This window comes from Streptobacillus notomytis (genome assembly GCF_001902585.1).
Classification (GTDB): domain Bacteria; phylum Fusobacteriota; class Fusobacteriia; order Fusobacteriales; family Leptotrichiaceae; genus Streptobacillus; species Streptobacillus notomytis.
Map to the genome: position 1 here is coordinate 14,311 of NZ_LKKV01000091.1, position 21,931 is coordinate 36,241.

The following is a 21,931-nucleotide window of genomic DNA, read 5'->3' on the forward strand; positions in this document are numbered from 1 at the left end:
ATTCTCTCCAAAACTTATTTCTTTTTCTATTTATTATATCATATTTTATAGTATTCACCAAACACTATATCTCCTTTTTTTTAAATAAAAAATCCCAAAAACTATGCTTTGGACAAATTTTATTAACTAACTCCCATATCAAAAGCATATGGATTATATTTCCCAGTTTTAGTTTTTAAAGATTTAATAATTTTTTCAACTTCTTCTTTACTTTCAAAAGTAAAATCAAGTCTTAATTCATCAAGATTTAATGAATATATTAAATCTAGTTTAGGAATTAAATTCATAGGTTTATATAGGTAAAGTTCAATATTATTTAAATCGTTTTTAACAACTTTATATCTATCGAAATGTTCTCCTTGTATCTCTTTATATCTTTTTTCATAAATAGTATGTTCTATATACATTGTTTTTAAACTACCATAAATAACCAATCCTCTTTTAAGCGAAGTATTAGTTATTAATTTAAGTTGTTTATAGTTTAATTCTGGAGAAAGAAATACGGTGTCTACATTATCAAAATTTGAATAAACATCAATACTAAGATTATTAAAAACATTAAAATTCCAATTTATTGCTTGATTTTTAATTCCATTTTCTTTTCCTTTTATTAATTGATACAAATTTGAAACAAGATTTGTATTTTGATTAAGTAATGAATTTGAAATATTTTTTTGTTTTGCAATATCAAAATTTTCTCTATAAATCTTTGTTATCCCAAGTTTTCTACATACATATTCTTGATCATCTGTTCTACATAAAGCTGAAAAAATTGGATTAATTAATTTATCTATTTTAGGATATTTAAATTCTATATATCCTATGTCATTATTTTTATATGAAGATATTAATTGCTCCGATAATTTTTCAACTAATTCTCTTTTTATTTGTTTAATTTTACTAAAAGGTATAAATACTTTTCCATCATATGATATATCTGTATAATTTATTTCAAAATCAGTGTCTCCTAATTCAGAAAGTTTATTAATTATATCTTCTTCTGTAATTTTTTTATTTGCAATAGAATCTAAGATTTCACCTTTAAATGATACTTTAATTTCTTTATTAAAATTATTTAAAGTTGAAAATTCAATATATATTTCTTCATTTAACCTTGCAACTACTTTTGCATTTATTTTTTTATATCTTCTTTGAACTTTAATGTTATGATTAATCCTATCATTTATTTCTTTTGAATAATTTTTATATATATACCTTGTACCTTTAGGTATATCTTGCAAACGTATTGTGTCACCTTTTTCTGCATTTGTAACTTTAGTCCCATTTTTATATATCTTATTTACATAAACACCATCTATTTTTTCGAAATATTGATTTACATACTGAACTCCATCACCTAAAATTAAATCATCAAGTATTTTAATATCATTATTATCTTCTATTCTACCTAAAAGATATCCAAAATTTGATGAATATTTATGATTCATTAATTTATCATCTAAATAAAAATATCCTTTAGAATAACCCCTATTAAATAATTTATAACTCTCACTTTTTCTACTAATACCATTCAATACATCCCTGTAATATGAAACAGTTTCATATATGTATTCTGGTTGTTTTTTTCTACCTTCTACTTTTATAGCATTTATCCCTATATCTCTTAATTTCTTTATTTCAATTTCTTCTAACAATTGATCATTAGGTGATAAAAAATATGATAATTTTCCTTCCTCATCTTTAAATTTTTTCCTACATGTATATGCACACATACCTCTATTTCCACTTCTACCACCTATAAAACTTGAGACATAACAATTACCTGAATATGAAATACACATAGAACCTGAAACAAAAACTTCAAGCTCAATATCAGTTTTTTCTCTAATTTCCTTTATTTCTTCAAATGATAATTCCCTTGCAAGTACAACTCTTGATAATCCAATCTCCTTTAAATAATTAGCTTCCACATGATTAGCTACTGTCATTTGAGTACTTCCATGTAAAACTAAATTTGGAAAATTAGCTTTTAAAAATTTTATTAACCCAAAATCTTGAACAATTACAGCATCAACTCCATGTTCGTAGATTGGTTTAAAATTTTTGTATACAGATTTAATTTCCATATCTCTCATTATTGTATTAAGTGCAAGTAAAACCTTAACTCCCTTTTTATGGGCATAATCTATTCCATCTAATAATTCTTTCATTGCAAAATTATCATTGTTTCTTCTTGCACCAAAACCTTTTAATCCTAAGAAAACTTCATCTGCTCCTGCTTTTATCGCTGCATCCAATTTTTCAAAATTACCTGCTGGTCCAACTATTTTCATATTTACTCCTCACCATATGTTGGTTCCATATGATATATTACTCTTTTAATATTTGAATATCTAAATTTAATTTTTTTCTCTGCTATAACTGATATTTCATGAGCTTTTTCTAATGTAATATTAGGTTTAACTCTAATATCTGCAATAATATATATCTTTTTACCTACTGTAGTCATATAAATATCATGTATATTTTCAATTTCTTTAACTTCTAATGTTAATAATTTTATATTTAATAACAAATTCTCATCCTGTGAATCCATTAATATCAAAGTATTTTCCTTAACTATCGCATATCCTTGCAATATTAAGTATAACGATATAGCTATTGAAAGCATTGCATCTATATTAGATGAAATATATTTAGATGTTAATAATCCTAATACAACTGAACTTGATAGCATGATATCTACATTATAGTCTAATAACAATGCATTTATTAAAGGATTAGTATATTTTTTTGATACTAAATATACATAAATATATTGTAATATTTTAATTAATACTAATAATAAAGATATTATGAATATAGCATGAAATTTATCGTTAATTTCTGAATACTCTTTTTTTACTAACATTAAAATTCCATCTTTTAACACTCCAAATGATGTAAAAATTATTGTAACACCTATTATTAAACTAAATACAGATTCAACCTTACCATGTCCAAATGGATGATCATCATCATTAGGAGACTTTCCTATATTAGCCCCTACCAATACTAATATATTATTAATTAAGTCTGTAAACGAATTTATACCGTCAGCAATTAATGAATTAATTCTAAAGCTATATCCTAGAAACATTTTAAAAATAACCAGTATTATGTTTATAATAATTGAAATTTTACTTACTTTTATTGTCGAATTTAATTCTTCTACCCCCTCTTTTAAATTCATTTTTATATATACACCATCTATTTTAAAGAAGTCGTTTTTTTCTAAAAAATTATCTATCTTCTTATGTTTTTTAACGACCAATTGGTCATGTTCTAAATTTATACAATCATTTATTACAAATTCCAACAATTTTGAACCATAGCCACTATTTCTAAATTCATTTTTTATATAGATCGCTTCCATAACTAATTTATCTTCTTTTCTTAAAATTAAATATCCAAATATCCTATGTTCAAATGAAATAGCATAATATATATTATTTTCTTCATGTTTAATATCTTTAAACTCATATAAATTTTTAAAATCAACTCTATTTATTCTCATAAAATCTCCTAAAGTAATAAAAAAAGCTAGATAACTAGCTAAATACCATACACCAATCAATCGAATAATTTCAACATTGGTTTCATATTGTATCAACTCAAAAACAGCTACTCTATAAACCTAGAAATCTCAATTTAATGCTGCTTTGTTCCCAACCTGACATGATTCACTGAATTTCTACAATATAGAACTATTTTATCAACATCAAATACCAATATGGCGTGAACACCAAAACTACCCTCAAAATTGGTATCATCCCTGCTAAAGCGGATTTCAGGTACAAGGACCCGCTACATCCCCGACTTGTATGGTAAAGCTATTATATCATTTTTTTTCAATTTTATCAATACAGCTATTAAATTTTTATTACATATCTAATATTAAAAAGAGAATTTCTAAAGTAAAATTAGAAATCCTCTTATTTTTAAATTACTCACTTCTTAATGCTTCCATAGGTGATAATCTAGAAGCTTTTTTAGCTGGATATATTCCAAATATCAATCCTGTTCCCATAGATACTATTAAAGATAAAATAAGTATTTCAGGTTTTAGTATAGGTATGATACTAAATGGAATTCCTATTAAAAATGCTAGTGTAAATCCTGATATTACTCCTATTAATCCTCCTAATAAAGTAAGTATAACAGACTCTATTAAAAATTGTATCAATATATCTCTATTTTTAGCTCCTATAGCTTTTCTAAGACCTATTTCTGATATTCTTTCAGTTACTGATACTAACATTATATTCATAACGCCTATACCTCCAACTGCAAGTGAAATACTTGCAACTAAAGATATGAACAGTGATAATTTATTTAAAATATCAGATACTTTATTAATGTCCTCTGAATATTGTTTTACATCATATATATCTAGATTATCAGATTTAGAATTTAAATATTCTTTTATTTGATTTACTGTATTTTTTATATTTTTTTCATCTTTAACTTTTACAGTTACAGATTCTTTAAATTCAACATTTGAAAAATATTTATCATTTTTAATAACATTAACAGAATTATCATTAAATGTTTTCTTTATTTTTTCATTAGGCTCTATAAAAGTACCAATAACAGTTAAATTTTCATTTGTACCATAGTTAAATGTATCAAATGATATTTTCTTCCCCAAAGCATTTTTTTCACTTCCAAATAAGTTAATTGCACTAGTTCTCCCTATTAAAGCCAAATTACTTTCATAAATAAATTCTTCATCTGTAAAAGATCTTCCTGTTGAAATTTTATGTTCTAACAAATTAAAAGATTTTTTCCCTAAAGCACTTACTAAATAGTAATTTCCATTTTCATCTATTCCGTATAAATTATTTTCAACAAATACTTTATCTATGTTATTTAATTTTTCCATAATTAACATATCATTTTCAGTGAAATAATAGCTTCTATTTTTGGGTAATTTATCTAATTTTTGATGATTTATAGATACACTTATTAATTTAGAATAAGTTTTAGATACATCACTTAATAATCCGTTTTGAAACCCAGAACCTATTGAAGATATCATTACAACTGATCCTATACCAACAATAATTCCCAGAGTTGTTAAAAATGATCTCATTTTGAAACCATATAAACTTTTAAGAGATAATTTTATTAATTCAAACATTTCCATACTATCCCCTTCTTTCTTTTACGATTTCATCAGAATTTATAACACCATCTCTAAGTCTTATTATTCTTTTAGTGTGTTGTGCTACATCTTCTTCATGCGTAACCATTATTATTGTAACCCCACTGTCATTTAATTTCTTAAAAATCTTAAGAATTTCTTCTCCAGATTTACTATCTAAATTTCCTGTAGGCTCATCAGCAAATATTATTTTAGGTTCATTAATCAATGCTCTTGCTATAGCAACTCTTTGTTTTTGACCCCCTGACATTTCAACTGGTCTATGATTCATTCTTTCACCTAAACCAACTATCTCTAAAGCTTCTTTAGCCTTCTTAATTCTAGTTTTTTTATCTGTTCCTTTGTACATAGCAGGTAATTCTACATTTTCTAAAGCTGTTAGTTTAGGCAATAAATTATATGCCTGAAATACAAATCCTATATTTTCATTTCTTATTGTTGAAAGTTCATTCTCATTCATTAAAGATACATCAATACCATTTAAAATATATGTTCCTGTAGTTAGATTATCTAAGCAACCTAAAATATTTAAAAAAGTTGACTTTCCACTACCAGAAGGACCCATTAATGCAACATATTCTCCCTCAGCTACAGATAAGTTTAAGCCTTTAAGTACTTCTAAGGAAAGTTTACCATTTTTATATACTTTAGTAACATCCTTAATTTCTATCATAGTACTTTATCTCCTTCTTTATATTTTCTATCAGTGTTGCTTAATACTCTCTCTCCTTCTTTAATACCAGATTTAATTTCATAAACTATATTATTAGTTTTACCTAAGACTACTTCATTTCTCTTAACTTTACCATTTTCATCTACAGTGTAAACATAAGCTTTCCCACCTTCAAAAGATACATCTAAAAAGTTAACTACTAAAGCATTTTTAATACTTTCAAGTATTATATTTAATTTAACTGAATCCCCAGGTTTTAAATTAGATTTTGAATCAACTTTAGCTACAACATCTGTAACTGCATCATTAAATTGTTTACTTCTCTTTGAAATTTTTGAAATTTCAGTTATTGAAGATTTTATAATTTTACTATCTTCTAAAGATTCTGATGTTATATTAACTTTAGCACCTTCTTTAATACTCTTTAATTTAGAATTTGGCACTTCTGCATGTATTCTTAAATTTTCTACATCTACTATTTTAAATAAATATTTACTTAAATCTATTTTTAAATTTTCGTCTACATAAGATTCAGTAATTACTCCTGAAACAGTTGATACAACTTTATTTGAAAAATCACTACTATTTTTTTCTGCATTATCTAAATCTATCTGTGCTATATTTACTGCATCACTTAATCTATCAACTTCATTTTTAGATATTCCTCCTATTTTATATAGTTCAAGTGCATCATTATATTCTTTTTGTTTTGCAGCTAAATTTATTTTCAATTTATTAATATTAGAATTAATTTCTTGTAAACTTGATGAATCTAATTCAACTAATACATCCCCTTTTTTTACTACATCCCCTTTTCTAAAATTAACTTTTTTAACTTTTCCTTGAATATTTGAGAATATTAGCACTTCTTTTTCACTATTAACTTCACCTGTAACTTCATAATTTAAATCTATATCTTGTTTTTTAACTTCATATACTTGAGCAACACTACTATTTGAATCTACTGATGATCTTGAATATATCTTCAAACCAAAAGCAACTAAAGTTAATAATGCTATTCCAAATATGATTTTCTTAGTTCTACTAATTTTTTTCATTATTTAACACCTCTTTTAAATTTAAAATTTTGTATATTTAAATCAATTTTTGCTTCTTCTAAATCAATTTTAGCTTTTAGTAATTCATTTCTTTTTTCTAAAAGTTTAATATATTTTTCAGACCCAAGTTCAAATTTTCTTTCAATAATTTCTTTTTCTTTTTCTAAATTTTTAACTTTAATTTCATTGCTAATATATTTAAACAATATATTATTATACGAATTTTTTTCTTCTATATATTTTTTATGTTCAAGTATATTTAAATTATCTTTTCTTTTTTGAATTTTTTCTTTTAATTCTCTAGAATCTTCATATTCATTTGTTACAATTTCAAAGTTTTTAGAGACAGTTACACCCGCATTAAAAACTTTGGCCTTTATATCATACCCTACAGTTGGTGTTATTAAAGGTATTCTATTCATAACAAAGTCTTTAGTGTAATCATATTCTTGTTTAGCTATTTGTAATTTTTCTATTTCTATATATTTATTTTTAATATATTGTTTAATTATATCATCACTTACTTTTTCTAAATCATATTTAAATTCCAAATCTTTTAGTTCAATTTTTTGATCTAACATAGATATTTTAATTTCCTCTAATATATTACTGTCTATATTAAATTTTAGTTCAGAAAGCTCTAAATTACTTTTAGCTACTTCATAATCATATTTAGAAATTATTCCAAGTTTATAGCTTTTTTCAATTTTATTTTTATCTTGTTCAATTCTTTCTTTTTCTTTATAATTTAATTCTACTATCTTTTTTTGTAAAGAATATTTTTTTAATAAATCAATTTTATCAAATAATTCTTTTTCTTTTTCTTCGTTTAACTTGTATTTTGCTATATTGTACTTTGTGTTATTTTCACCTATTCTATCATAAAAATATTCATTAATAGTTTTAGTTGCATTAATACTATGACTACTAATTTCTTGATTACTTAATAATTTGTAAGATAGGTTATAGTTAATAAACCCAAGACTAATATTGTTATTTATTATTAAATCATTGTTATTATTTTTCGTATAATTTATTGATGAACTCACATTTAATTTGTTAAAATCAAACAAATTATTTTTAAGTTTTTCTTTCTCTAATTTCTTTTCTTTTGAGATATAAGTTGAATCTATTTTTTTTACTAAATTTTCAACATTATTTGCAATACCAATACTCGAATAAATAATAAGTAACATTGTCATTTTCTTCATACAATCTCTCCTTTTATTTCTTTTTACCTTTATCATCAAAAAATATTCTTAAAATTATTTCTGTTAAAACAATCGGTAAAAATAGTAATATCATCTGAATAAATATTAAAAATGAAAAATTATTTTTATCGCATATAACAGTAAATATCAATGAGATTATTCCAAAAATAAAAAATAATTTTGAAAACATCTTATTTGAAAAAGTCCATGCTTCTTGCGACAACATAGACCATTTGGTCCTATAGCCGTATAGTTTATTTACATTTGCAGGAAATCTCCTTGTCCACAAATATCCTAAAAGTATCATTAAAGCAGGAGTTAAAAATATATTTATTAATAAAAATGATTTCATTTTATCACCTTTCAATGCTATTTCTAGCCTTCTTTCTCTCGTTTTCAGTTAATAATTTTTTTCTAAGCCTTATATGATTTGGGGTAATTTCAACTAATTCATCATCATTAATATATTCAAGAGCCATTTCTAAAGTAAATACTCTTGCAGGAGCTAATTTAACATTATCATCTGAACCTGCAGCTCTCATATTAGTTAATTTTTTACCTTTACATGCATTTACTACTAAATCATTATCTCTTGTATGTTCTCCTACTATCATACCTTCATACACTTCTACTCCAGGTTCAACAAATAATATACCTCTTGGTTGTAAATTATTTAAAGCATATGCAAATGTTGTACCATTTTCCATAGAGATTAATGCACCTTTTCTAAAATTTGGTACATCCCCTTTATATTTTTCATAATCATAGAAAGTGTGATTAAGTATACCTGTTCCTCTTGTATCTGTTAAAAATTCATTTCTAAATCCTATTAAACATCTAGCTGGAACTTTAAACTCAAGTCTTGTATAACCATCTCCACCTTGTACAAGATTAACCATTTCACCTTTTCTAACTCCTATTTTTTCTATAACTGCTCCAACAAATTCATCAGCTACATCTATAGTTGTATACTCAATAGGTTCAAATAATACTCCATCAATATCTTTAAATATTACTTTTGGTTTAGATACTTGAATTTCATACCCTTCTCTTCTCATATTTTCTAATAAAATAGAAAGTTGAAGTTCTCCACGTCCTTTAACTAAAAATACATCCGGAGAATTAGTCTGTTCTAATTTCATACTTACATTATGATTTACTTCTTTTGTTAGTCTTTCTAGTACATTCCTTGATGTAATAAATTTCCCATCTCTTCCAGCAAAAGGAGAATCATTAACTATAAAATTCATTGATAATGTAGGTTCATCTATATCTATTAATGGTAAGGCTCTTACATTATCCTTATCTGAAATAGTTTCTCCTATATCTACTCCTTCAATACCAGCTACAGTTATTATTTCTCCTGCACCAGCACTTTCTAATTCTACTCTTTTTAAACCTTCATATCCATAAATTCTACTTATCTTAGATTTAATTTGAGTTCCATCTCTTTTTATTAATACTATTTCTTGATTTCTTGAAATTTTACCATTATATACTCTTCCAGTTGCAAGTTTACCCACATATTCATCATATTCTATATTAGTAACAAGCATTTGTAATGTTTCATTTAAATCTCCATCTGGTTGTGGAACTTTATCAATAATTAAATCAAATAATACTTTCATATTATCTGTTTCTTCATTTAAATTTAATTTTGCAATTCCTGATTTAGCTGATGTATAAACAACTGAAAAATCAAGTTGTTCATCATTTGCACCAAGCTCAACAAATAGATCAAAAACCATATTTACAACATTTTCTGGATCAGAATTTGGTCTATCTATTTTATTTATTACTACTATGGGATTTAATCCATGTTCTAGTGCTTGTTTTAAAACATATTTAGTTTGAGGCATAACACCTTCAAAAGCATCTACTAAAAGTAAAACTGAATCTACCATTTTTAAGATTCTTTGTACCTCTCCACCAAAATCAGAGTGTCCAGGTGTATCAACTATATTAATTTTATAATCATTATATTTAATAGAAGCATTTTTAGAAAATATTGTAATTCCTCTTTCTTTTTCTATATCATTACTATCCATTACTCTTTCTTGTATTTTTTCATGTTGTGAAAAAGTTCCTGACTGTTTTAACAGAGCATCAACCAATGTTGTTTTTCCGTGATCTACATGTGCTATAATTGCTATATTTTTTATTTTCATTTATATTACCTTTCTCTTTTTTTCACAAACATTATAGCATTTTTTATTGTTTTTGTATATATAATCAATATTTACTATTGTTGTATTTATATAGTACACCATATTTATGTTAATGTCAAGATATTTAAAAAAATACTGACAAAAGTCAGTATTAATATAATTATTTCAATAATTCATAGGACACACCTATTTTATAAACCTTTTCATCTGGTATTAAACCAATGCCTCCTTCTATATGAAATCTATGCTCTTTATTTAATAAAATATCAAATCCTAATCCTAGATCAATATTAATATCATTTTCTAAAGGTGCAATAGAATTCCTTTCTTTATCTTTAAATCCAAAAATCAAATCATTATTTTTGCTTATTTTCTTATCAAAAGAAGTTTCAACATAAAAATTATAAATATTACGTTCAATCTCATTTTCTAAACCTAACTTTAAATTAGTCCCAACATTATACATAAAATTATTTTTTATATACACATTTGTATCACTAAATTTCAAATTAGTATTTATATTGCTTCCATATAGCATAAATAAATTAGGTTCTACATAAAATAAAGAACCAAATTTCTTTTTATAAATAATAGCTAATCCACCTATAATTGAGTTAGATAAATAATTTTCATTATTTATCTTAAAATCCTTATTAAACTCATTCATAGATACGATTTTTACTCCATATTCTGGAAGTTCTCCTTCTAAAACAATACCAATATCTAAACCATGTAAAGATTTATCTGTATATTTTTTATACTTACTATTACTATATCCTCCATATAGTCCAACTCCAAATATATTTCCATCATTATTTATCTTTTTAATGAAAAATACATCTGTATTATTTTTATGTAAATTTTTATTTAATATAGATTTATTAATAATTCCAAAACTAAATTTTTCTTCATTATCTTCAAGACTTTCTAAAAAACTTTCTCCAGCTGTTGTAAAATTACCTAATTTATACCTAGTCTTTATTTTATCTTTTAAAATATCTATTTTTTGCGACATATTTATAGTGTATTCTTCTATTTCTTTCTTTGCGTTATCATCTAATCCATCATATTTTAAATTTTCTGTATAATTTATTTCAATTTCCAAATCTTCTAATTCTTTTTTTATTTTTTTTGTTTCCTCACTCTTAATATGCCCTAAAGTACTACCTGCTAATGCTAATGTTGATGCAATAAAAAATAGTAATATTTTTTTCATTTTTCCCCCCCCTATTTTATCTCCTCAATTCCATCATATGAATAATTATGTGGCCAAAATATACCGTTAAGTTTAAAATATCCTCCTTTAACTCCCATTTTTTTATTCATATAATATTTACTATATTTTATCTCTCTTTCTTGATTACCTCCTAAACAAATATATTGTTTTTTATCACTTGTAATATCCATTAAAAATGTAATATGACCATGTTCTGTAGGACTATTATCTTGATTATATTTTGTAAAAATTAATATAGCTCCATATAAAGGTTTATCAATTTTTTTTAATTTATTCATCATCTGCTGTGATGATGATGTTTTAAAGCTTCCTATACCAGAAATATCTAAGATCCAATTTACAAAAGAAGCACACCAGGGAGTTTGACTATTTGCCTCTATTCCTCCACCTATTTTATGATATAGCACTACTTTTCTTTTAAATTCTTCATTTAATCTTACATTTCTTTTTCTAAATTTATACCTATTATATTCTTTTAATAAATATTTTATCCAAACAGGTTCATTTTTACTTTTATTTATTTCATAATCATATTTTGCTTCAATACTATTTTTTGTTTTTAAATATTCTTCTAAAAATTTATGTCCATTTATATTTTTTCCATACTTTTTAAAAATTTTATAACCCCTACTATTTACACCCTTATTAATAAATGAACTAAAATATTCTTTTAAAACCTCTGTAATATCTGATACATCAATAATTTTTTCGTTATAATAAATAGCTAAATCATATTCAATTTCTTTATCTACATATTTAGGCGTTAAGTATGCCGATAATATTTTTTTGATTCCATTAATATATGTATATAAATTTTTAACGAATTTAACCTGATTTTCTTTCAAATCATATAAATCATATATAGATTTAAAAGAAATAACTCTTATATCTAAAAAATCACTAAGTTCTTCTCTTGTTTTAAAAGGAGTATTTATATTAATATTAATTTTTTCTTTATTCTCAAAAGTTTCTATTTTAGATTTTGAAGTATTTTTCATAGTAGTTGATTCAAAGCTAATAATTCCACCAAAACTACAATTTATTTTAGAACTTAATAATAATGCATTATTAGAACCATATTTTAAATTTGAAACTGGAGACCAATTACTCCCTAAAATATTAATACTGCAAACCTTTGTGGCAGAACAAGTTGCAAATGGACTTATTAGTTTATCACTATCAGTTAATACCATATCACCTTTAACAAAGGTATTTGCAGATCCCATAATAAATTTACTTGGTGTTGGACATTGACTACATTTAACAATTACATTTGTTGTAGCAATTGTTTCAGAATTTAAAACCTTGTTATCCTCTTCAGAATAAAATGATTTATAGAAAAAATAAATTCCCCTTATAGCTTTTAGTTCACAATGTTTTTCTAAACTAATTTTTGTAGGAAAAAGTCTTTTAATATTACTTTTATCTATTTCTTTAGTATTATCTCTCATATATTCATCATATGTTTTACTAATATTAGAATTTATATTATCAAGTATTTTTTTACTATACCTAAATTTATTTTTTAGCAAATAAATAATTAAACTTGTAATATTTAAATCATTTCCAATTTTATCAATCAAATCATATTCTTCTTCTGATAATCCAAAAGTTAATTCATCTAAAAGAATAAGAACATTTCTAGATAGATTTAAATCTTTTAAATCTATACCATCAAAATTATTTTTTTTATACTTTATCCTATTTTTAATATACTGTATTAATATGTTATCAAATAATCTTCTACTCCTTGGGTATATTCTTACACCTTTAGAATCAACAGAAAAACTAGCTTTAACTAAATTATTTAATTTAAGATAATCTAATATTCTTTTATCACCTTTTAAAGGAATTTCATCAATATCCTTTTTTCCATAATTTAAATAATTATACTCAGATAAATCAACTTCATAATTAATTCCAACATTTTTTAAATTCATATTTACCAAATCACTTATTTTCGATAAAAATACATTTTTAGAAAAAGAACCAATTTTACTCATAAAACTTTCTTTAATATATCTACAGCTATAAACTCTCAAACTTTTTTCTAATATATCTAATTCATTTTCCCTATTATTTTTAAGTATTAAATATATCATATCTTCGGTATATAATTTTTCTTTTTTTTTCGATATATTTCTAAAATTATCATATCCTTTTTGTCTTATTGTATCACCAATACCATTTTTATCTTTAGTTTCTTCCTCATACTTATTTAATATATCATTTATATAGTCTTCATCTTCTTTAGAAATTTCCCTATTTGTTGTATCTTCTATATATTTACTTGCATTTTTCTTATACTTGTTAGAATTATACTTTTCTCTAAGTAAATCATTTATCTTATCATTACTTTTAACAATCTTTTTAGAAATATTCTCTTTGGATTTAATGATACCATTATTAATTCCATTATTATTATTTCTTCCAGATTTTGTAATTTCATTAGATTTTTTAGAATTTTTTATAAGCTCAACTACTAATTTGATAATATCCGGATCCTTTAATTTTTCTAATATGGATGCTATATCAGATTTACTATCTTGACCAAAGAAATCTTTTTTATCTTTTTCAGATAACTCTTTAATTATTTTATTATCCTTATCATTTTCTATAGGAATAACTACTTCTATTTCTTCTTTTTTCTTAAAAAGTTTAGAAATATCTATTAATTCAAATTGTTTTAAATATTCTGTAATTGGAACATTATGTTCATCGATATATATATGTTTTCTATTTTTTAAAAAATTAGTCAACCTCTCACTACCAAAAACATGAGCTGTAGATAATATTCCCGCTAAACTAATTTTAATATTTTTAGCTCTATAATCATTTATATTCATTAAATTTATATTTTTAGATTTAATATCCTTAAATTCAACCTCGTTATATTTATTTAAATATTTTGTACCTTTATCAATATATATTTCTTGATTTTCAAATTCATCTATTAAAGCGCTTAATTCCTTCATTAAATCTTTGAAAGTCATTATTATTAATTCGTCTTGCATAATATGACCTTCATGTGTATAAACTAAGTAGTCAAAGTCTGTATTAGGAAACTTTTCTTCAATTTTTAATTTACTTTGTTTATATCTTCCAAAATTAATATCATCAATCTCATTGTATGTTTTTAGCAAAAATACCTCTGAAAATTTATCAAAAAAATTTGAAATTTCTTGAGTAATATCTACATCTTCAAATTTTTTTAATTTCATTAATCCCCCTTTTAATCCTAATCATTGTGAATTTGTTTTCCCTTTAAAAATAAATTGCCTTGACTTATAATACTTAAATTTTTAGATTTACTTCTTAAGTCAATCTCATTACCAAAAATTTGTAAATCATCATTTGCTTCAATTGAAATATCAAGTTGTGAAGCTAAGCCTAATTTTTCTTTAGATGAAAATAACATATCTTTTGAATTTAAAACAAAATTGGTAGCTGATAATTCCATTTTATTTTTAAAATTAATAATGAATCTATCTTTATTAAAGTTAAAGTCTATTTCCTTATTTAAATAATTTCTTTTTTCTCCATCATTAAATCTTGAACTATTTTCATTTTCTAAACACCATGATGCTTTCATATTATTTTCATCTTCATTAATAAATATAACATCTACTATATCATTTATTTCTGGAGTAGGAAAAAGTCCTGTATTTGATTGTGAATAAAAGGTTTTATATGGTATATCTATATAATTTTTTCCAAAAGTTTGAATATTTCCATAATTTTCTTTTAAAAAATCACTAAAATCAACATGCATATATGCCTTTTCATCCTTTGAAAATAATTTAACTACTTTTCCTTTTAAAGAACTACCTGTTATATGTTTATTTTTAAGTGCTTTCAATTTGTATTCTCCAATTTTTGAACACTCAACTGTACAGAAAAATATATTATTTTTAAATTCTACCTTGGATTCATTTACTATAAATAAGCTGTCTTTATACTTAAAAACTTTACCCAATGAATGAATCTTATCATCTTTGAATCTTATCAATTTATTTCCGTTTCTGTTTATAACACTAACTTTACGCAACCTCTTCTTCCTCCGATAATTTTTCTTCCCCAATTAGCATTATTCCTTCTTTATTAATTAAAACTCTCTCATCAAAATCTGATAAAATTCTAACTAAAAATGACCAATCATCTTCATTATATTGATAATACACTCTTCCTATTTCCATATCTAAATTTTTAGATATATGATAATCAATCTCATAATCTTTCAATATATCTTCAACAACTTTCTTTACTGATAATGTTGTATCTTGATAAAGTCTAACTAAATTCTTATTTAATTTAAGCTTAATACTTTCATCTACTCCACTTAATCTTACGATTAAAGTTGATTCATCCAAAGTTTCAACCAATATTTCTTTAACTATTCCTTTAAATTCCTTTGTTTCAAATCCAATAATATTATACTTGATCTCTTTTTTTTCAAGTATATTTAATAAATCCTCTTCATATTTACTCTCACAAGAAAATATTATTATATCTTCTCCATGCTCATTATATTTACTAAGCGATTTAAAATCATGTATAAATATATTTTTTAATGTTAAATTGTCTAATTTTAAAGCTAAAGTTTCCATATTATTTCTCCCTTTTTATCTCAATTTTATTTTTTTCTAATAAGTTTTGCTTTAATAATATTGTATATTCACCTATGTTTTCTACATTATATTTTTTTATCATTTCATCAATATAAATATTATTAAAAATGTAATTAATTTTTTCATCTTCATTTAAAATCTCTTTAATTATTAACTTTCTATAATCATGTTTTTGAGATACCCATTCTAAAATACTTTCCAAAACTTTTTTACTTTTTTCTCTAATTTTACTATCATTTGGATCATTTAAAAACTTTATTCCTAAAGAAATTGATACCCCTTTATCTCCAACAATAAGGCTATCGTTATATGATTTAAAATTGTATTTTAAATCAAATATTTCAGATTTTTCAAGAACTATTTTTTCATTTTCATTTTCTATTAAAACATTAAAATTAAAAATAATATCCCCTCCCTAAAAAAATGTATTTTTATCTATCTTACCAACTTTATTATGATCAAGCACTGTAAAATGCTTTCCCCAATATATTTCAATCTTTTCAGTTTCTTCTAAAAAATACTTCTCTATAGTTAAAATAAATCTTTGTTTTTCCATATTAAACTTATCTGTAACATATATTACATATTTATTATTATCTATGTTTTTATAAAAAATATTTTTATCAAAAACTTCATTTACCATGTTTTTTAATACATATTCTAAATTCTTAGTTATTCTAAATTTCAATATATATTTAGCAATTATTTCTTTATAATCTCCTTCTAAATTCATATCGTTAATTATATAATCATAAATTTGCTCAAATATGGGTTTATTAACTCTTAAATCCATAGATGCAGCTAAGATGAATACTACATTTTTTTCATTTTCTGTTAATTCATTTATATCAACAAAGTCATAAAAATCTGGGTTTAAACTAGCAACGTATTTATCGTAATCATTTAAATATGCTGATACAAATTGCATTGTAGAAAAAAATGTACTACTATCTGTTTTTAATGTTTTAATAAGTTTAACATAACCATCATATAAGCCATATTCTTTTATATAATCATAAAGAACAAACCATGTATAATTATAAAAATAAGGTATTTTTCTTTCTAGTATTGATTTTGACATACATTAATATTTTTTTCAGGAAACAATTCTGTAAGAATTTGCTTTAAATAATTCATTACATCAATTTTAGAAAAACATTCATTACTAAAAATTATCTCCAAAAAAATCTCCTCCTTTCCTAAATTATTATTTTTTAAATTAAAATCATCAATATTTTCTTTAAGAAATGTATTTGAAACAATAATATTTTCAATACAAGCTTTATTGAAAATTTTGAAATAACCATAATTAATATTATTTGAAAACTCTACCTCTCTTTCCATGTTGTTTATTTTAATTAAACTCCATAATTTATATTCAGATCTATTAGTCCAAATTTTTAATGTATCATTAGTATTAATAATGCCATAAACATTTTTCTCAGTATCTGCAAGCAAATATTTTGAATCCTTATCTAAATTAAATATATATTCAAAATATATATTTTTTTCAGTTGGTCTTACTTTTTTAGTTGCAAAATAATTTATTTTTTCTATATTCCAGAAAATTTCATAGCCAATTTTTATTTTTTCATTATACTCTTGAAAATCAAATTCTAGATCTATACTGCTATCATTATGCAAATCATATAAATCAATATTGTCATAAATTGAAATTATTTTTATAAAATACATGCTATCAAAAATATGTAATGGTAAATAATTTATATATAAATTATTTAAATAAGCATAATTTTTAAGTATTTCAATTTCTTTTTTATATCTTGTATCTTTAACAAATTTAACTTTAAGCTCATTTATCAATCCATCCTTTGAATATTTAAGTATAAAAAATCTTTTTTCTATTTCTTCTCTCTCATTTTTATCTAATTTTAAATACGCTGTTGAAAGAATTTCTATATTTTCTTCTAACTCATATTTTTTTATCATTGATTCAAATTTTTTTTCTTTTGTATTTGTTATTAAAAATTTTATATTTATTTCATTATTTGAACTAAAAACCTTGTTATAGTCTTCTATAAATTCTTTTTCAAAAATTTTATTTCTAATATTAAACTCATTCAAAATTCTATTTATAGTGTCTATTCTTATTTCAAAATCTTCTGGAATTTCTTTTTCATCACTGCTTTTAACTGAGATTTTATCATTGCCTTTAAATATCCCCCTCATATTCACCTCTTTTCTTAATACCAATATACCTTCGATTTATAAATATGTCAAGTGTTGGATTAATGATTTCTTAATTTTAAATTCTTTTATTTTAATCAAAAAAATACTCTACTAAATCTATGATTTAATAGAGTATTTACTATATTGCAGCTTTAAAAAAATATGTTATTATTGCCACAATAAAGCCTGCAATAATTATCCCTAAAAAAATTGAAAAAAAACTTTTTTTGAAATCTATATCAAGCAATGAAGCTGCCAACATACCACTATATGCACCTGTACCTGGTAAAGGAATGGCAACAAATAAAAATAATGCTAAAAAAAATCCATTTCCACTCTTAGAAATTATTTTTTCTCCAGCTTTATGCCCTTTATCTAAAATCTTTTTAAAAATTTTACCAATATATTTATATTCTTTCCCAATTTCTAATATTTTTTTTGCAAAAAAATATACAAAAGGAATTGGTAAAATATTACCTATTATAGATACAATTATAGATGAATATAAAGGTAATTTCAATATTTGAGATACAGGGATGGCTCCTCTTAATTCTATAAAAGGAATTGCAGATATAATTAAAATATAAAAATATTTTACTAACATAATTCTCCTTGTTATTATAATTACCAATATTTTATCATAATATTTCTTTTTTTTCTATGTATTGACAATACCAATTCTTCTATGTATACTTTTACTGAGGTGTATATATGAAAAAAGAAATGAAAGAATTTATTACAACTTTAGAACTAATTATTTATGATCAAACTATCGAAAAAGTTTCATTAAATTTAATAGATAAAAGTGTTGAGGTTGAACAAGATGAAATTAAAATATTTATTGTTACAGAATTAATTCGTTTATATGAGAAAAATAATTTATACAATAAAAAAATTAAATTATTAAAATTTTTATCATTCAATAATATTATCAACAATAATTTTACATATATAGTTCAACTCTTCTTTATTTTAAATACTTATAAACCAGAAATGTATAAAGAAGATCTAGATAAGATGTTTAAAATTATTAAATCAAAAAATCAAGAAAATCTATTCTTCATAGAAATTTCAAATGTATATTTTAAAAATAAAATATTTGAACTTTCTGATTTCTACGCTTCTAAAATTCAACCTAAAAAAAATGATAAAATATATTTAAATGCACTATATAACAGAATTTTTTCTAATTATCATTTAAATAAAATAGATATAATGGAATTTTTGCATAAAGAAGTTAATAAATTTTTTGATATGAAAAATGAAAATATATTAAAAAATGAATTTATTTTAAATATTATCATTAAAAATTATTCTGAAGCATTTACAATAATTAATGATTTATCAGAAAAAACAAAAAAAATATAACTATCAAATAGACGCCTATATACTATCAATAATACTAGATAAAAAGAAATATATAAAAAAATATACTTCTCTTTTCATAAATGTAGATAAGACTAAATTTATTGAAGATGTAAATTCTTCAATATCAATTTTAGGTTTTTCTAATGCAGAAATAATCAAGATATTTAATACTATAGATGTAATTCAATTTAATTTTACTTAATAATTGAAAAAAAACAAAAATGTGATATAATTACATTAATGTGGGAGTGTTTTGGTTTTGACAGGATAAAAAGAACATAATTAGCAAGTAGAGATGGTATACTCTTTAAACACCATTAAAATATAATTGGAAAAAACAATTTTGCTTTAGCTGCTTAGTTCAGCTAACGTTATTATTTGAAGTGCCATTATTCAATTAATAACGTCATTTTAAATGGCTTACTAGTTAATATGATTATGTTTAGTTAGGAAATTATATAATCTCGCAAATAAAATTTTGTTCATTTAGTATTTATTTGTTAAAAAAATAAATGAAATAAACTTGTAGAAAATTATGCTTAGCTTTTATTTTGGACACGAGTTCGATTCTCGTCACTTCCACCACTTTTTTTAGAGAGGTATTTTATGAAAAAAGACGGAATATTTGAAACAATTAAATCATTTATTGATTTTCATTCTAGAAAAATAAGATTAAAATTAATATTTTATTCTTTAATAACCGGAATAATTACTGGAGTTATTGTCTCATCATATACTCTTTTACTTAGTAAAATTACAGTATTTAGAAATTATTTAATAGAAAAAAATATTAATTCTGCATTACCTCTAATAATTATTCTATTTATACTAGTCGCAATAATTATTCAATATACATTAAATAAATACCCCCTTATTTCTGGAAGTGGTATTCCTCAGGTTATGGGATTAATACAAAAAAAAGTAAAATTTAATTGGTTACCAGAATTAATTACAAAGTTTTTTTCTGGACTATTAGCTATATTCATAGGATTTTCACTTGGAAGAGAAGGTCCATCAATACATCTTGGTTCTTTAGTTGGTCAAGGTGTAAATGAAGTAAGTAAAAGAACTGAAGTTGAAAGAAAATATTTAGTAACTTGTGGTGCTAGTGCAGGTTTAGCAGCAGCTTTTAACGCTCCACTTTCAGGATCTATTTTTGCAATAGAAGAATTGCATAGATTCTTTTCACCAATATTATTAATATGTGTTTTAATTGCATCGTTATTTGCAAACTTAATTTCAAAATTATTATTAGGTTCTAAACTATCATTTGAATCTTTTAGCTTTATATCACCTGTAAATTTTGAATTAAAAGAAATACTATTACATTTAGTTCTAATTTCAATTTTATGTTTTATAATGGTTTTACTTGCATCTATATTTAACTATTCTATTATTAAATTTAAGGACACATATTCAAAAATTAAACTAAATAAATATACTAAAATATCTATAACTGCTCTATTTTCTTTACTTGTAATATACTTTCTACCCGATATTAGTGGTGGTGGACATCATATAATAGAACATTTATTAGATTATCATTCAACATTTAGGCTTCTTGGCCTTATTTTAGTAGGTAAATTCTTATTTACCATGATTTCATACTCTACTGGATCTCCTGGTGGAATATTTTTACCATTACTAGTAATAGGTGCATTAATTGGTAAGATTTATGGTTTATTTTTAGTAAATACATTTAATTTTTCAGAAGAATACATAACTTTATTTGTATTAATTGCTATGACATCTTACTTCACTGCAGTTGTAAGAACTCCTATAACAGGAATAATATTAATACTTGAAATGACTGGAAATTTTTCTAATCTATTTTCTTTAGTTATAACAGCTACTATTACATACGCTTTTTCTGAATTACTTAAACATAATTCAGTATATGAAGAACTATTTGAAAATATGTTTAAAGAAGATGATGATAAATATAAATTAATTGAAAAAAGTGAAAAAATAGTAACAATAAAGATTCCTGTTATCTCAGATTCTAAATTATCGAATAAAATGATTAGAGATATTGAATGGCCGCCAAACTTATTAATTATTGGAATTGAAAGATCTGGTAGTTCTCAATTCATTCCAAAAGGTGATACTGTAATAAAAGATTCAGATATACTTATTCTACTAACAGATGAAAATACTTCAAAAAGATATATGAATAAACTATCTGAATTATCTACTGAAAATATTGATATTTACAATATTTAAAAGGAGAA

The 21,931-nt window shown here is 23.1% G+C and carries 19 protein-coding genes and 2 other RNA genes; 4 read left to right on the plus strand and 17 right to left on the minus strand.

Annotated features, from left to right (window positions below; translation table 11 throughout):
- Nucleotides 1-122: 122 nt before the first annotated feature.
- From BUE91_RS04815 to BUE91_RS04895, 17 genes are all read right to left on the minus strand, one after another.
- Entirely contained in the window at nucleotides 123-2,294 is a 2,172-nt protein-coding gene (locus tag BUE91_RS04815) for a peptidase U32 family protein (protein WP_066900904.1), read from the minus strand.
- Nucleotides 2,295-2,296: 2 nt separating this feature from the next.
- Nucleotides 2,297-3,517, minus strand: a complete 1,221-nt coding sequence (locus tag BUE91_RS04820) for a GNAT family N-acetyltransferase (protein ID WP_066900906.1) — start codon at nucleotides 3,515-3,517, stop codon at nucleotides 2,297-2,299.
- 45 nt (nucleotides 3,518-3,562) lie between these two features.
- Nucleotides 3,563-3,828, minus strand: an RNA gene (ffs, locus tag BUE91_RS04825) — signal recognition particle sRNA large type.
- Nucleotides 3,829-3,946: 118 nt separating this feature from the next.
- Nucleotides 3,947-5,149, minus strand: a complete 1,203-nt coding sequence (locus BUE91_RS04830) for an ABC transporter permease (protein WP_066900908.1) — start codon at nucleotides 5,147-5,149, stop codon at nucleotides 3,947-3,949.
- A 1-nt stretch (nucleotide 5,150) separates the two neighbouring features.
- A complete protein-coding gene (locus tag BUE91_RS04835) occupies nucleotides 5,151-5,840 on the minus strand; it encodes an ABC transporter ATP-binding protein (RefSeq protein ID WP_066900910.1) in 690 nt (229 codons plus the stop codon).
- Nucleotides 5,837-6,898: an efflux RND transporter periplasmic adaptor subunit gene (locus BUE91_RS04840; RefSeq protein ID WP_073508127.1), complete on the minus strand. Its 1,062-nt coding sequence runs from the start codon at nucleotides 6,896-6,898 to the stop codon at nucleotides 5,837-5,839. Before BUE91_RS04840 ends, BUE91_RS04835 begins: the two co-directional genes overlap by 4 nt.
- Entirely contained in the window at nucleotides 6,898-8,109 is a 1,212-nt protein-coding gene (locus BUE91_RS04845; protein ID WP_074436727.1) for a TolC family protein, read from the minus strand. The genes BUE91_RS04840 and BUE91_RS04845 overlap by 1 nt, the downstream gene beginning before the upstream one ends.
- A gap of 13 nt (nucleotides 8,110-8,122) precedes the next feature.
- Nucleotides 8,123-8,461, minus strand: a complete 339-nt coding sequence (locus BUE91_RS04850) for an SdpI family protein (protein ID WP_073508129.1) — start codon at nucleotides 8,459-8,461, stop codon at nucleotides 8,123-8,125.
- Between the two features lie 4 nt (nucleotides 8,462-8,465).
- The gene (gene typA / locus BUE91_RS04855; protein WP_073508130.1) at nucleotides 8,466-10,277 is read right to left on the minus strand and encodes a translational GTPase TypA; all 1,812 of its coding nucleotides are present in this window, start codon (nucleotides 10,275-10,277) and stop codon (nucleotides 8,466-8,468) included.
- A 160-nt stretch (nucleotides 10,278-10,437) separates the two neighbouring features.
- Nucleotides 10,438-11,493 (minus strand): DUF481 domain-containing protein, encoded by a 1,056-nt coding sequence (locus BUE91_RS04860; protein ID WP_066900919.1) that lies wholly within the window; start codon nucleotides 11,491-11,493, stop codon nucleotides 10,438-10,440.
- A gap of 11 nt (nucleotides 11,494-11,504) precedes the next feature.
- The gene (locus BUE91_RS04865) at nucleotides 11,505-14,735 is read right to left on the minus strand and encodes a PAAR-like protein (protein ID WP_073508131.1); all 3,231 of its coding nucleotides are present in this window, start codon (nucleotides 14,733-14,735) and stop codon (nucleotides 11,505-11,507) included.
- Between the two features lie 17 nt (nucleotides 14,736-14,752).
- The gene (locus tag BUE91_RS04870; protein WP_143605906.1) at nucleotides 14,753-15,523 is read right to left on the minus strand and encodes a hypothetical protein; all 771 of its coding nucleotides are present in this window, start codon (nucleotides 15,521-15,523) and stop codon (nucleotides 14,753-14,755) included.
- A 31-nt stretch (nucleotides 15,524-15,554) separates the two neighbouring features.
- Nucleotides 15,555-16,121 carry a hypothetical protein gene (locus BUE91_RS04875; protein ID WP_073508133.1) on the minus strand — a complete coding sequence of 189 codons (567 nt, stop codon included), beginning with the start codon at nucleotides 16,119-16,121 and terminating at the stop codon, nucleotides 15,555-15,557.
- A gap of 1 nt (nucleotide 16,122) precedes the next feature.
- Nucleotides 16,123-16,344, minus strand: a complete 222-nt coding sequence (locus BUE91_RS04880; RefSeq protein ID WP_066900929.1) for a hypothetical protein — start codon at nucleotides 16,342-16,344, stop codon at nucleotides 16,123-16,125.
- Nucleotides 16,345-16,557: 213 nt separating this feature from the next.
- Nucleotides 16,558-17,223 (minus strand): hypothetical protein, encoded by a 666-nt coding sequence (locus BUE91_RS04885; protein ID WP_066900931.1) that lies wholly within the window; start codon nucleotides 17,221-17,223, stop codon nucleotides 16,558-16,560.
- A complete protein-coding gene (locus tag BUE91_RS04890) occupies nucleotides 17,205-18,332 on the minus strand; it encodes a hypothetical protein (protein ID WP_073508134.1) in 1,128 nt (375 codons plus the stop codon). Before BUE91_RS04890 ends, BUE91_RS04885 begins: the two co-directional genes overlap by 19 nt.
- A 139-nt stretch (nucleotides 18,333-18,471) precedes the next feature.
- On the minus strand, nucleotides 18,472-18,936 hold the full coding sequence (locus BUE91_RS04895) for a COG2426 family protein (protein WP_073508135.1): 465 nt from the start codon (nucleotides 18,934-18,936) through the stop codon (nucleotides 18,472-18,474).
- Nucleotides 18,937-19,043: 107 nt separating this feature from the next.
- On the opposite strand from BUE91_RS04895, the gene BUE91_RS04900 reads away from it, so the two are divergent.
- The 4 genes from BUE91_RS04900 (at nucleotide 19,044) to BUE91_RS04915 (ending at nucleotide 21,923) form a co-directional block, all read left to right on the plus strand.
- Nucleotides 19,044-19,700: a hypothetical protein gene (locus BUE91_RS04900; protein ID WP_073508136.1), complete on the plus strand. Its 657-nt coding sequence runs from the start codon at nucleotides 19,044-19,046 to the stop codon at nucleotides 19,698-19,700.
- Nucleotides 19,669-19,902 (plus strand): hypothetical protein, encoded by a 234-nt coding sequence (locus tag BUE91_RS04905; protein ID WP_073508137.1) that lies wholly within the window; start codon nucleotides 19,669-19,671, stop codon nucleotides 19,900-19,902. Before BUE91_RS04900 ends, BUE91_RS04905 begins: the two co-directional genes overlap by 32 nt.
- Before the next feature lie 42 nt (nucleotides 19,903-19,944).
- Nucleotides 19,945-20,285, plus strand: a transfer-messenger RNA (tmRNA) gene (ssrA, locus tag BUE91_RS04910).
- A gap of 21 nt (nucleotides 20,286-20,306) precedes the next feature.
- Nucleotides 20,307-21,923 (plus strand): ClC family H(+)/Cl(-) exchange transporter, encoded by a 1,617-nt coding sequence (locus tag BUE91_RS04915; RefSeq protein ID WP_073508138.1) that lies wholly within the window; start codon nucleotides 20,307-20,309, stop codon nucleotides 21,921-21,923.
- The last annotated feature ends 8 nt before the right edge of the window (nucleotides 21,924-21,931 follow it).

What these genes read in the sequence shown, in the direction of transcription:
- BUE91_RS04815 (WP_066900904.1), bottom strand. Translation starts at nt 2,294, where the DNA reads ATGAAAATAGTTGGACCAGCAGGTAATTTTGAAAAATTGGATGCAGCG.
- BUE91_RS04820 (WP_066900906.1), bottom strand. Translation starts at nt 3,517, where the DNA reads ATGAGAATAAATAGAGTTGATTTTAAAAATTTATATGAGTTTAAAGAT.
- BUE91_RS04830 (WP_066900908.1), bottom strand. Translation starts at nt 5,149, where the DNA reads ATGGAAATGTTTGAATTAATAAAATTATCTCTTAAAAGTTTATATGGT.
- BUE91_RS04835 (WP_066900910.1), bottom strand. Translation starts at nt 5,840, where the DNA reads ATGATAGAAATTAAGGATGTTACTAAAGTATATAAAAATGGTAAACTT.
- BUE91_RS04840 (WP_073508127.1), bottom strand. Translation starts at nt 6,898, where the DNA reads ATGAAAAAAATTAGTAGAACTAAGAAAATCATATTTGGAATAGCATTA.
- BUE91_RS04845 (WP_074436727.1), bottom strand. Translation starts at nt 8,109, where the DNA reads ATGAAGAAAATGACAATGTTACTTATTATTTATTCGAGTATTGGTATT.
- BUE91_RS04850 (WP_073508129.1), bottom strand. Translation starts at nt 8,461, where the DNA reads ATGAAATCATTTTTATTAATAAATATATTTTTAACTCCTGCTTTAATG.
- typA (WP_073508130.1), bottom strand. Translation starts at nt 10,277, where the DNA reads ATGAAAATAAAAAATATAGCAATTATAGCACATGTAGATCACGGAAAA.
- BUE91_RS04860 (WP_066900919.1), bottom strand. Translation starts at nt 11,493, where the DNA reads ATGAAAAAAATATTACTATTTTTTATTGCATCAACATTAGCATTAGCA.
- BUE91_RS04865 (WP_073508131.1), bottom strand. Translation starts at nt 14,735, where the DNA reads ATGAAATTAAAAAAATTTGAAGATGTAGATATTACTCAAGAAATTTCA.
- BUE91_RS04875 (WP_073508133.1), bottom strand. Translation starts at nt 16,121, where the DNA reads ATGGAAACTTTAGCTTTAAAATTAGACAATTTAACATTAAAAAATATA.
- BUE91_RS04885 (WP_066900931.1), bottom strand. Translation starts at nt 17,223, where the DNA reads ATGTCAAAATCAATACTAGAAAGAAAAATACCTTATTTTTATAATTAT.
- BUE91_RS04890 (WP_073508134.1), bottom strand. Translation starts at nt 18,332, where the DNA reads ATGAGGGGGATATTTAAAGGCAATGATAAAATCTCAGTTAAAAGCAGT.
- BUE91_RS04895 (WP_073508135.1), bottom strand. Translation starts at nt 18,936, where the DNA reads ATGTTAGTAAAATATTTTTATATTTTAATTATATCTGCAATTCCTTTT.
- BUE91_RS04900 (WP_073508136.1), top strand. Translation starts at nt 19,044, where the DNA reads ATGAAAAAAGAAATGAAAGAATTTATTACAACTTTAGAACTAATTATT.
- BUE91_RS04905 (WP_073508137.1), top strand. Translation starts at nt 19,669, where the DNA reads ATGATTTATCAGAAAAAACAAAAAAAATATAACTATCAAATAGACGCC.
- BUE91_RS04915 (WP_073508138.1), top strand. Translation starts at nt 20,307, where the DNA reads ATGAAAAAAGACGGAATATTTGAAACAATTAAATCATTTATTGATTTT.